Source organism: Desulfovibrio sp. DV (genome assembly GCF_001936595.1).
GTDB lineage: Bacteria > Desulfobacterota > Desulfovibrionia > Desulfovibrionales > Desulfovibrionaceae > Solidesulfovibrio.
In genome coordinates, this window is sequence record NZ_MLBG01000144.1 from 1 (window position 1) to 10,867 (window position 10,867).

Here is a 10,867-nt window from a genome sequence, read left to right on the forward strand (position 1 = left end):
CTTCTCCCCTTCATGCTCCCTATAGCGCGAAGCGCAGTCCCGGTACGGCGCGGATCAGGCCCAGTTCCCGGCAGTGGTGGGCAAAAAGCAGCAGGCTGGCTGCGGCTGCGGCGTCGAAGTTGTAGTTGACCACCCGGAAGTAGGCGAGCAGCGCCTCGGCCGGGGCCCAGTCCGGCAAGGACGGCGAGTGCACCAGTTCGGGCAGGCGCTTTGGCAGGTCGCGGTTGACGTCCGCCAGATAGCGGCGCACCCGGTCAAGCGTGGCCAGCGGCCGGCCGCCAAGGCCCTCGCGCACGATCCACAGGGCGAAGACGAACGGCGTGCCGGCAAATTCCTGCCAGGCTTGGCCGAGGTCGATCACCTGCCAGCCCGGGGGCGGCGAGAGATAGCGGCGAAGGGCCAGATCGCCGATTTCCACAAAGGGCATTCCCCGGTCAAAGCCCGTGCCCGGCGCAACCATTTCGAAACGGGGTTCGGCGTAGCCCCAGGCGAAGCGCCACAGCACCCGCAGCAGGGCATTGGAACTGGCCGAGGCCCCGGAGAGCTGGATGGCCCCGCCGGTTCGGGCCAGATGGTCCGGCAGTTCGGCTAGGGGCACCGGCGAGAGGAGCAGCACGCTCTGGATGGGGCCGGTGGCCGCCCGGATACACAGGTCGGGCAGCAGGGTGAAGGCGGCCGGATCGGCCAGATAGGCAAAGGCCGAGGCCGGGGCGGCGTCGATGGTTCTGCTCGCCAGCGCTGCATTGAGTTCGGCCGGATGGCCGGGCACATAGGTGATGTCCGGTCCGTCGGGAAAGGCCGGCGTCAGGGCTTCGTAGAGCGGCCAGACATTCAGGTAGGCGATGCGGCCGAGCTTTAAGGGGGCGCTTTCCATGGGGACTCCTTGGGCGAAAAAAACGCGGCCCCGAGGGTATTCCCCCCGGGGCCGTCATGCAAGGCGGATTCCGGTGGACTAGTCGAGCTGGGCCAGCAGGGTTTCCTTGATGGAATCGATGGAGCCTTCGCCGTTGAGCTCGATGTACTTGGTCAGGCCCTTGGCGGCCAGATCCTTGTAGAAATAGGCAGCGGCCAGGGTGCCGGTGGTGGTGTCGTAGTAAATGTCGTGACGCTTGCCGATGGCGCCTTCGTCCAGGTCGTCGGAGCGGCTTTTCAGCGCGCCGCCGCACACCCGGCAGACATCGCCATTGGGCTTGATGGCGTCAATGAAGATGTTGTTGGGGTGGTTGGGGTCATTGGCGCACAGGCGACGGCCCATGATGCGGTTTTTGGCCACTTCGCGGGGCAGCAGGATCTCGATGACGTAATCGAGCTTCATGCCTTCCTTCTGCAGGGCTTCCCACAGCTTCTCGGCCTGGACCATGTTGCGGGGGAAACCGTCGAGCAGCCAGCCGTTGCCGCCCTTGGCCTTCAAGGTCTCAAGGATCATGGGGATGGTGATGTCGTCGGGGACCAGCTCACCTTTGTCGATGAAGGCCTTGGCCTTCATGCCGAGTTCGGTGCCGCCGCCGATATGCTCGCGGAAGATAGCCCCGGACTCGATGTGGGCCAGATTGTACTTCTTTTTCACCAGGGAACCCTGGGTGCCCTTGCCGCTGCCGTTGGGACCAAAAGTGAGGATATTCACCGGGACTGCCTCCATGTTTGATTTTTCACAATCGGCCTCATTACCCCCGCCGGCCAGCCCTGTCAATGGTGATTCCCGTCCGGGCCGACCGCCCGGTTGCCGGGAAAAGACTACGAAGCCGGGGGCCAGCCGGGCCGTCTTGCCGCCTGGAAACTGGAAGGCGCGGCCCGTGGCCCGGCGCGCGACCGCCTCGTCCAGGGCGAACAGCCCGTCGGCCAGGGCCTGGCCCGGCCCCAGGGCGGCCAGGGCGCGGCGGTAAAGGCGCAGGCGGGTGGCCGGGTGGGTGGCGGCCAGGGTCGTCCGGGACAGGATTGCCGGGTCCGGGACAGCGGGCAGGCTGGCGGTAAAATAATCGGCGTCCAGGCGGGCCTGCTGCCACAGCCGGGCCGCGGCGTCGAGGTAGCGGGGATTTTCCGCCAGGGCGGCCGGCAGCATGGTGTGGCGCACGCGGTTTCGCAAAAAGGCCGGGTCGCTGTTGGAAGGGTCGCTTAGCGTTGGCAGCCTGAGGGCGGCCACAAAGGCGTCGATGGCGCTTCGGGGCGTGAGCAGGAGTGGACGCAGGATGCGCCGGACCGGATCGGCGGCGGCCATGCCACCCAGGGCCGGCCAGCCGGCACCGCGGGTCAGGCGCATGAACTGGTCCTCGGCCAGGTCGTTCAACTGATGGCCGGTGAGGGTCCAGGCGTCGGGATAGGCGGCGCACAGCCCGGCAAAAAAGGCATAGCGGGCCTGCCGGCCGGCGTCTTCCAGGCCGGTGCGGCGCTCCCGGGCCAGGGCGGCCACATCGGTTCGCTGACTGTGGCACGGGACGCCCAGGCCCTGGCACAGGGCCAGGACGGTGTCGGCTTCGGCTGCGGACCGGGGGCGCAGGGCATGGTCGAGATGGGCAGCAACGAGGTTCGCCACGCCCAGGCGCGGGGCCAGGACGGCAGCCATGGCGAGCAGGGCCGTGGAATCCGGCCCACCGGACAGGCCGACGATCCAGGTCGCGCCGGCCGGATTGTGGCCGCAGGGGCCGGTTACAAACCGGGCCACGGCCAGACACAGCCGGGCGGCCCGGGGCGGCAACGTGGCCAGGGTCAGGGGGCTGTCCGGGGGGCTCGGCGAATCAGGTGGCGGGGTGGTGTGCATTGGGGCTGCCCGTAGTCGGGACAAGGCGTGGCCTGGGTGGTTGCGCGGGCGGGCCGCAACCGGAAGCATGTCCGGCCCGGCCCGTCACAGCGGGAAATTGTGGCGTTTGCCACGCCCTGGAAAACGCCAAAGCGTCCTCCAGGGACAGGCGGTCAGGCCGGGATGTCGAGTTCCCGGATGAAGGTGTCCAGGAAGTCGATCATCTGCTGGCGCTGCTCCGGGGAGCAGTAGCTGATGCAGGAACAACGGAGCTTGCCGCGCCCGCGCACGAGCAGTTCGAGCTTGAGCCAGTTGCGGCCGGTTTCCAGCACGAGCATGTACGGTCCGCACTCGTCGTAGTGCTGCTGTTGTTCGTCGTTGAGCATCTCCTGGGGGAAGGGGATGTAGTAAATATGGTCAAGCGGCCCCTTGAAGCCTTTTTCGGCCAGGTTGCGCTCGATCTGCTCCATATTGTCGGCGGATACTTCATCGATCAGATAGGACCGCATGGTTTACTCGCTTGCATCCGTCGCGTCGAAGTCTCCGTCATCGTCGGTGTCCTTCGGCGGTTTGCGGTCCGCGTGGGCGTCCTTGGGGACTTTGTCGCGGTCCAGGTTGTACATGCGCCGGGTGAGGTCGATAAACCGTTCCCCGTGGTCCTCCTTGGCCCGGCGCTTGAGAAAGGCAATGGGCTCGTGGAGCAGCTTGCGGCTGATGGACAGGGACAGGGTTTCCACGGCCAGCCGGGTTTCCTCGGAAATATCCGGGCCGAGGCGGCGCAGGGTTTTTTGCAGTTCCCGACGGGCAATGGTTTCTCCAGCACCAAGCATATCCACGATGGTGGGCTTAATGTCCAGTGACTTCAACCATTCGCCGAAGCGTTCCACCTGCAGGCCGATAATATCCCTGGCCCGGGCCGCTTCCTCGCGGCGTTGGGCCAGGTTTTCCTCCACGACTTCCTGGAGATCGTCGATGTCGTAGAGGTAGACGTTATCTAAGCTGTTGATATCCGGATCGATGTCGCGCGGGACAGCGATATCGATAAAAAACATGGGCTTATGTCGTCTGGCCTTGAGCACGCCGCGCACGTCCCGGGCCTTTATGACCACATGGGGCGCACCGGTGGAGCTGATCACGATGTCCACCTCGTGCAGGCGCGAGACGAATTCTTCAAAAGCCACGGCCCGGCCCTTGAAACGCCCGGCCAGTTCTTCGGCCCGGGCATAGGTGCGGTTGGCCACGAGGATTTCCGACACGCCGGCACTGAGCAGATGCATGGCGGCCAGCTCCGCCATCTCGCCGGCCCCGACCAGCATGGCCTTCTTGCCGGCCATCTCGCCGAAAATGCGCTTGGCCAGTTCCACGGCCGCGTAGCTGATGGACACGGCGCTGGCCCCGATGCCGGTGGCCGTCCGCACCTTCTTGGCCACGGAAAAAGCCTTGTGGCACAGCCGGTTGGTGATGACTCCGGCGGTGTGGGAAGCCACGGCGTGGCGGTAGGCGGCCTTGAGCTGCCCGAGAATCTGGGGCTCGCCAAGGACCAGGGAGTCCAGGCCCGAGGCCACGCAAAACAGGTGCTCCACGGCGGCCAGACCCTCGTGGGCGTACAGGTGCGGGGCCAGGGTGGCCGGGTTTTGGCCGCACTGCTCGGCCCAGGCCGCAAGGACAGCGGCTTTGGGATCACGCCCCACGGCGTCAGCCACCAGCACTTCCACCCGGTTACAGGTGGAAAGGACCAGGACCTCACGCAGGTGTGCCTCGCCATGAACCAGAAGCTCGCCGAGTTTCGGACGTTCGCCCAGAGCAAACGCTTCCCGAATTTCTACGCCGGCGGTCTTATGGTTGAGGCCAAACAGGTAAATCTGATGCTCCATCGATATATCGCGCAAAACTATGGTGTGTGGGCATGAAGAAATTGATGACCAGCATGGACACAAGGGTCAGCCCGAACAGCCAGATGGCCATGCGGGCGGGCTTGCGCCCCTGCCAGCCCAGCACCAGACGCTGGTGGAACAGGAAGGCGAACAGCAACCAGATGCAGATGGCCGTCACTTCCTTGGGATCATAGGAAAAGATGCGGTTCCAGGTGAGCTTGGCCCACACGAAGCCGGAGAGCAGCCCCAGGGTGTAGAGCGGAAAGCCGGCAGCCACGGCCCAGCGGTTGACGGTGTCGCAGGTGGAAAGGGCCGGCAGGGCCTTGGCAAAGCCGCCGAGCTTCTCCTTGGTCTTGATCTTGCGTTCCAGATAGAGATAGGCCGCCCCGGCCCCGCAGGCCATGGACAGGAGGCTTATGGCCAGAAACAGCGCCCCGATATGCAGCCCGAAAAACAGGCCTCCCAGGGCCTTGGGCAGCGGCATCCGGGCCGCCGTCACGGCCTGGGAGGACAGAAACAGGAACAGGGCCAGGGGTGAGGCCAAAAGCCCAAGCATCCCCAGGCGAAGCCGCCACCACAAAAACAGGCAGATAAGCAGCAGGCTCCAGGCCAGCAGGCTGAAGTAGAATTCCCCGGACAAAAAGGCCATGCCGCCCTCAATCACGAGGAGCACCGCCAGATCAAGGGTGTGGCAGGCAAACCCGCCCACCGTCAGCAGCCAGCCGGCCCGACGCAGCGCCGGCTTGGCCGTGACCACGCCAAGCAGATGCACGGCAGCGCCCAGGAAATACCCGGCCACCACCAGCAGAAAGAGAATGTTAATCGCCGTCATGGGATAGCGCTCCCGAAACAAGCCCGGCCGCCTCGCCGTGCAGGGAAGCGGGCAAAAACTCCCGGAGGATGGCCTCGGCCCGGGCCGCGTCGCCCTGGTCCAGGGCTTCGAGCAGGGGCGAATTGACGAGATCGCGGAAAAGCCTGGAATTGGCCGGTGTGCCCAGGTCAAGGGCCAGCACCAGCGGCCGCAGCCGGCTCATGAGCAGCAAAAGCGCCCCGTATTCCGAACCGAGGAAGTCACCCAGCCCCTGGCGGATCTTGCGGGCCAGGGCCGGCGAGCCGCCGCCGGTGGAGATGGCGACCGTCAGGTCGCCCTGGGTGAAAAGGGCCGGCACGATGAAGCTGCACTTTTCCGGCTGGTCCACGATGTTGCAGGGGATGCCCCGCTCGGCGCACTCCCGGCTGATGCGCCAGTTGAGCGCCTCGTCATCGGTGGAGGCAATGACCAGGAACCGGCCGTCAAGGTCGGCGGTCTCGTAGGGCCGGCAGGCAAAGATGACCGACGGATGGTTCAACAGCCCGGCGCAGGTGTCCGTGGCCGGGACGAGGTCGATGACGAGGATTTCCTCGGCGCCGCACTCGGCCAGGGTGGCGATCTTGCGCTGCCCGACCTGGCCTGCGCCGACGACCAGACACCGCTTGCCGCGCAGATTGACGTAAATAGGATAATACCGCATGGAAGCCTCCTATAGCAGAAGAACACTTGGGCCGAAAAGGGCTTTTTTTCACATGAATTATTTGGTTTCGTGACCGTTGGACGGTGTGGATATGGCGCGATTTCTGGTTTTGCAACTGGCACGGCTGGGCGATCTGGTCCAGACCAGACGGCTCTTGGCCGGCCTGGCTGCCAAGGCCGCGGCCGGCGGCGGCGAGGTCCATCTGGCGGTCGACCGCTCCCTGGCCGGACTGGCCGGGCGGCTCTATCCTTTTGCCCGCATCCACAGCCTGCCGGCCCATGCCGGTCCGGGGCGCAGCGCCGCCGAAACAGCCGGGCTGGCCAGGAAAGCCTGCGGCGAACTGGCGGCCATCGCCTTTGACCGGGTCTTTTGCCTCAACTTCTCGCCCCTGGGCATGGCCGTCAGCGCCATGTTCCCGCCCGAGGTCCAGCGCGGCTACCGCCAATATGCCGGCCAGACCGACAAGGACGGGCTTTTGCGGCTGGTGTTTCGCCTGGCCCGGGACCGGCGCGGCAGCGGGCTCAATCTGGCCGACATCTGGGCCCATCTCGACGACGAAGCGCTGCCCGCCGCCCAGGTCAATCCCGTGGCCGTCCCGCGCGGCGGCGGCCTTGGCGTGGCCCTGGCCGGACGCACCGCCCGCCGATCGCTTTCCCCCGACATCCTGGCCCCCCTCGTGCGTACGCTGTTTCGGGCCGGCGGAGCAAGCCGGGTGACGCTGCTTGGCACGGCCGCCCAGGCCGGCGAAGCCCGGGCGCTTTTGCGAAAGCTCGACCCGGCCGTGGCTGCGGCCTGCACCGACCTGACCGGCCAGACCGATCTGGCCGGCCTTTGCGACACCATCTCCGGCCTGGACCGGCTCATCACGCCGGACACCGGGGCCATGCACCTGGCGGCATTTTTTGGTGTTCCGGTCACGGCATTCTTTTTGTCCTCGGCCTGGTGCCACGAGACCGGCCCTTACGGCCTCGGCCACGAGGTCTGGCAGGCCACCCTCCCGTGCGCCCCCTGCCTGGAAGCGGCCCCCTGCGACCAGGGCCATGTCTGCCGCCTGCCTTTTGCCGATCCCGGCTTCCTGCGCGCCTTGGCCGGCTCGGCCAAGGCTGTCCTGCCGCCGGGGCTGGCCCTTTTCGCCACGGACTGCGACGCCCTGGGTGCGGTGTGCCGGCTTTTGCGCGGGGAGGATGCCTCGGCTACGGCCCGCCAGACCCTCCGGGACTTCCTGGCGCGGCACCTGCTCGGGGCCGTTGCCGAGGCAACCGATCCGGCCCCGGGCCGGGAACTGGCCGAGCGCCTTGTGATGGAAACAGACTGGATTCTGCCGCCGCCGGGGCGGACAGCCAGCAGGGAGTGGTAGCTATGGGTGTCGGGAAGACCTTGCGGATACTGGTCATCTTGCCCATGTACGGCGGCTCGCTGCCGGTCGGGCGGTTTTGCGCCTCGGCCTTGAAGGAGCTTGGCCATGTGGCCGAGGTCTTTGAAGCGCCCGGGTTCTATGGGGCTTTTGAGGCCCTAAAAACCTTGCGGGTCACCTCCGATCGCCTGGAATATCTGGAGAACAGTTTCCTGCAAGTCGTCTCCCAGGCCATCAGCGCCAAGGTCGAGACCTTTGGCCCCGATCTGGTCCTGGCCCTGGCCCAGGCCCCGCTGTCGCGCCAGACCTTAAAGCGCCTGCGCCGGGACGGGGTCAAGACAGCCATGTGGTTTGTGGAGGATTTCCAGCTCTTTACCTACTGGGAAACCTTTGCTCCTTATTATGATGTCTTTGCCGTTATCCAGAAGGAGCCGTTTGCCCACAAGCTTGCCGCCATCGGCCAGCCAAACGTCGTCTATCTGCCCATGGCCGCCGACCCGGCCGTGCACCGGCCCCTGGAAATTTCGCCCGTGGAGCGGCGGACCTACGGCGCCGAGGTGTCGTTTATGGGCGCGGGCTATCCCAACCGGCGTCTGGCCTTTGCCCGGCTGCTTGATTTCGGCCTGGGGATTTTCGGCAGCGACTGGGACGGCGATGCGGCCCTGTCCGGCCGGTTGCGCCTGGGCGGGCGGCGCATCGACACGGAAGAGGCGGTCAAGATATTCAATGCCGCAACCGTCAATCTCAATCTCCATTCCAGCGTGTTGGCCAAGGAACTGGTGCCGGCCGGGGATTTCGTCAACCCGCGCACCTTTGAGCTGGCCATGTGCGGGGCGTTCCAGCTGGTCAGCGAACGGACGCTTTTGCCGGAGCTTTTTGCCGACGACGAGCTGGTCCGCTTCGGGTCCATGGAAGAGTTGCGGGAGAAGCTGGCCCATTTCCTGGCCCATCCCGAGGAGCGCCAGGCCTATGCGCAGCGGGCCCGGGCCCGGGCCCTGGCCGAGCATACCTATGGCCAGCGCATGGAGCAGTTGCTGGGTTTTGTGGCCCGGTGTTTTCCGGACTGGCCGGCTGGCCGCCAGGAAGCGGAGGCTGCCCTGGCCGGTTTGCCAGAGCCCCTTCGCCAGGAGACGGCAGCCCTCTTGCGGGACTTGTCGCTCCCGGCCGACGTGACTTTCCCCGATCTCATCGCCGCCGTGCGGGCCAGGCAGGGCCGGCTTACGCCCCTGGAGACGTCCTTGCTGTTTCTGGACGAATGGCAGCGCCAGTACGCCGGTTCGTGAACCCGGACGCCCTTACTTTTTGATCTCGAGAGCCTTTTCCATCATGGCCTCGGCCGTGGTCACCACCTTGGAGTTGGCCTGGAAGGCCCGCTGATTGATGATGAGGTTGACCATCTCCGTGGCCATGTCCACGTTTGACGACTCCAGGGTATTGCCGGCAATGCCGTCGAGAACGCCGGAGTTGGCCCGGCCGACCGTGGCTTTGCCGGACTCCTCGGTGGGGGAAAGCAGGTTGTTGCCGTTGCGGTAGAGGTCGGTCGGGTTGACGAAGTCGGCCAGGGCCAGGACATAGAGCGCCTTGGTCTGTCCGTTGGTGAAGGTTCCCCACAACACCCCGTTTTCATCGACATTGGTGGCGGTCATCTCGCCCTTGGCGTAGCCGTCCTGGCTCGTGGTCTGGGTATAGGACGAGGTGGCGTAGTTGGTGGTGCAATAGACCGCGTTCTGGGTGGCGGAGGCGTCAAAGCCGGCATTGCCCGAGGCCTTGGTCCCAATGGCGGCGGCATTGGCGGCGCTGGAGGCACTCCAACTGCCGCCTGAAGCGGACAGGCCGGATTTGAAAGCAACAGTCTGGGCTGTCAGGGCCGAGCCGTTGGAGGCCGCCTTGAAGGTGGCCGAGAACTCGGGCACCCCGGAAGAGGTCAGATTGGCCTGGGTCCAGTTGGAAAGGCTGGTGGGGTCGCCGCTGGGGGTGAAGGCGGTCTGGTTTTCCATCACGCCCTGGGCGGAAAAGGTCATGGTGCCGATCATGAGCACACCGGCCTTGTCCGTGCCGCCGGTGACGCTGCTGCCGTCCTCGTCCGGCGGAACGGTCACCATGTATTCCCAGTATTCCTTGCCGGATTCGTCGCTGGTCTTGGAATAGTACACGGTCGCGGTATGGGCCGTTCCTTCGGCATCGTAGATCTTGATGGTGGCCGAATAGTCGGAGTCGGCCACAGGCGACTCATTGTTGGCGTTGTAATTCTTGAACATGGTGAAATACGGGTCAGTGGAGTCAAGGGTCCCGACGCTGCTTTGGCTGTCGAGATTGGTGATGACCTCCATTGTTCCGGTCGCCTGGGGATCAATGGTAAAATCCTTGATCTTGATGTCGGTGACGGATCCGGTGGTCGGCACTTCGGAAAGAATCACGTTGTTGCGCTTGGCCGAAAGGATCGCGTCCTGGTCCACGGCCCAGCCCTGGACGTTGCAGCCGGTTGCCGAGACGAGATCGCCGTCTTTTTCAAAATTGAAGTCCCCGGCCCGGGTATAATAGGTCTTATCGTTGACGGCGTCCTTGACTATGAAATAGCCGCGCTCTCCGTCGATGGCCAGATCCGTGGAACTGCTGGCGTCCACCAGGCTGCCCACCGAGGTCTGCATCGCCACGGAGCCGACCTGGACGCCCATGCCGATCTGGCTGCCGTCGGACGTGCCTCCGGCCAGGGAACTGACCATGTCGGCAAAGAGCATCCGTGAGGACTTGTAGCCAACGGTATTGACGTTGGCGAGGTTGTTCCCCGTGGAGGCAATGCCCTGACTATAACTGAGGAGTCCCGAGACTCCTGTCCAGATCGCGCTCATGCTCCACCTTCCTTGTCGCCCTGGCGGCAGGAATTGCCTGCCTGGCCATTGGGCCGCCCTGTGAGGGACGGTCAGGCCGGGCAGCGGTTGCTGGTTTCCCGGGCATCCATGCCGCCAGCAGTGGGGCTGGGGGCAGTCGGCCGGGAAAACCTTGCCGCTTGCCGGCAGAGAGTGCAGAACCCGGGCCAAGTGGTGATTTGGGCCTGGATTATAAGGTATGGGGAGCAGGGCGGGCCAAAAACAGTGTTGACAACTCTGCGGCCCGGGCGTAGTCATCAAAGTCCGCGCTGACGCAGATTGTGAAGATCACGTGGCGGCGGGGATGTTTTTTGAATTTTGCTGAGAAACGGGTTGACGGGCACCGCGGCATCGGCTAGATAGTTTGGCCCGCTGCGGAAAGCCGCGACACGGGACGAGGCGCAACGGCGCTTCGGGATGAGTGAAAAAAGACGTTGACGGGCCGGGCGGGGGAGCGTAGAAGCGCTGCTCCACAACGGGAAACCGGAAACGGACGGGTCGCCTTCGGGCGAAACGAAGTTGAAAAA

The 10,867-nt window shown here is 65.1% G+C and carries 10 protein-coding genes and 1 pseudogene; 2 read left to right on the plus strand and 9 right to left on the minus strand.

Going from position 1 to position 10,867, the window contains the following annotated elements; translation table 11 throughout:
- Window positions 1-19: 19 nt before the first annotated feature.
- From DVDV_RS20290 to DVDV_RS20315, 7 genes and pseudogenes are all read right to left on the minus strand, one after another.
- Complete coding sequence (locus tag DVDV_RS20290; protein WP_075356398.1) at window positions 20-874, minus strand: menaquinone biosynthesis protein; 855 nt, start codon at window positions 872-874, stop codon at window positions 20-22.
- A gap of 78 nt (window positions 875-952) precedes the next feature.
- Window positions 953-1,624: an adenylate kinase gene (locus tag DVDV_RS23645; RefSeq protein ID WP_254845470.1), complete on the minus strand. Its 672-nt coding sequence runs from the start codon at window positions 1,622-1,624 to the stop codon at window positions 953-955.
- Between the two features lie 438 nt (window positions 1,625-2,062).
- Window positions 2,063-2,824, minus strand: a pseudogene (gene tilS / locus DVDV_RS23830) (tRNA lysidine(34) synthetase TilS); the annotation flags it as partial.
- 83 nt (window positions 2,825-2,907) lie between these two features.
- Complete coding sequence (locus DVDV_RS20300; protein ID WP_075356400.1) at window positions 2,908-3,243, minus strand: hypothetical protein; 336 nt, start codon at window positions 3,241-3,243, stop codon at window positions 2,908-2,910.
- A gap of 3 nt (window positions 3,244-3,246) precedes the next feature.
- Window positions 3,247-4,608, minus strand: coding sequence for a glutamyl-tRNA reductase (gene hemA / locus DVDV_RS20305; protein WP_075356401.1), 1,362 nt, complete (start codon window positions 4,606-4,608; stop codon window positions 3,247-3,249).
- A complete protein-coding gene (locus DVDV_RS20310; protein ID WP_075356402.1) occupies window positions 4,571-5,440 on the minus strand; it encodes an inner membrane protein YpjD in 870 nt (289 codons plus the stop codon). Before DVDV_RS20310 ends, hemA begins: the two co-directional genes overlap by 38 nt.
- On the minus strand, window positions 5,427-6,119 hold the full coding sequence (locus DVDV_RS20315; RefSeq protein WP_075356403.1) for a bifunctional precorrin-2 dehydrogenase/sirohydrochlorin ferrochelatase: 693 nt from the start codon (window positions 6,117-6,119) through the stop codon (window positions 5,427-5,429). Before DVDV_RS20315 ends, DVDV_RS20310 begins: the two co-directional genes overlap by 14 nt.
- 91 nt (window positions 6,120-6,210) lie before the next feature.
- Between DVDV_RS20315 and DVDV_RS20320 the strand changes: the two genes are divergently transcribed.
- Complete coding sequence (locus DVDV_RS20320) at window positions 6,211-7,476, plus strand: glycosyltransferase family 9 protein (RefSeq protein ID WP_075356404.1); 1,266 nt, start codon at window positions 6,211-6,213, stop codon at window positions 7,474-7,476.
- A gap of 2 nt (window positions 7,477-7,478) precedes the next feature.
- The gene (locus tag DVDV_RS20325) at window positions 7,479-8,756 is read left to right on the plus strand and encodes a glycosyltransferase (protein ID WP_075356405.1); all 1,278 of its coding nucleotides are present in this window, start codon (window positions 7,479-7,481) and stop codon (window positions 8,754-8,756) included.
- 12 nt (window positions 8,757-8,768) lie between these two features.
- Here the strand turns inward: DVDV_RS20325 and DVDV_RS20330 are convergent, their stop codons facing one another.
- Window positions 8,769-10,322 (minus strand): flagellar hook protein FlgE, encoded by a 1,554-nt coding sequence (locus DVDV_RS20330; RefSeq protein WP_075356406.1) that lies wholly within the window; start codon window positions 10,320-10,322, stop codon window positions 8,769-8,771.
- Window positions 10,323-10,597: 275 nt separating this feature from the next.
- The coding region (locus DVDV_RS23020; protein WP_217694152.1) for a hypothetical protein at window positions 10,598-10,867 on the minus strand (270 nt) is incomplete at its 5' end.

Excerpts from the sequence above, each read along its gene's own strand:
- DVDV_RS20290 (WP_075356398.1), bottom strand. The coding sequence starts at position 874 with ATGGAAAGCGCCCCCTTAAAGCTCGGCCGCATCGCCTACCTGAATGTC.
- DVDV_RS20300 (WP_075356400.1), bottom strand. The coding sequence starts at position 3,243 with ATGCGGTCCTATCTGATCGATGAAGTATCCGCCGACAATATGGAGCAG.
- hemA (WP_075356401.1), bottom strand. The coding sequence starts at position 4,608 with ATGGAGCATCAGATTTACCTGTTTGGCCTCAACCATAAGACCGCCGGC.
- DVDV_RS20310 (WP_075356402.1), bottom strand. The coding sequence starts at position 5,440 with ATGACGGCGATTAACATTCTCTTTCTGCTGGTGGTGGCCGGGTATTTC.
- DVDV_RS20315 (WP_075356403.1), bottom strand. The coding sequence starts at position 6,119 with ATGCGGTATTATCCTATTTACGTCAATCTGCGCGGCAAGCGGTGTCTG.
- DVDV_RS20320 (WP_075356404.1), top strand. The coding sequence starts at position 6,211 with ATGGCGCGATTTCTGGTTTTGCAACTGGCACGGCTGGGCGATCTGGTC.
- DVDV_RS20325 (WP_075356405.1), top strand. The coding sequence starts at position 7,479 with ATGGGTGTCGGGAAGACCTTGCGGATACTGGTCATCTTGCCCATGTAC.
- DVDV_RS20330 (WP_075356406.1), bottom strand. The coding sequence starts at position 10,322 with ATGAGCGCGATCTGGACAGGAGTCTCGGGACTCCTCAGTTATAGTCAG.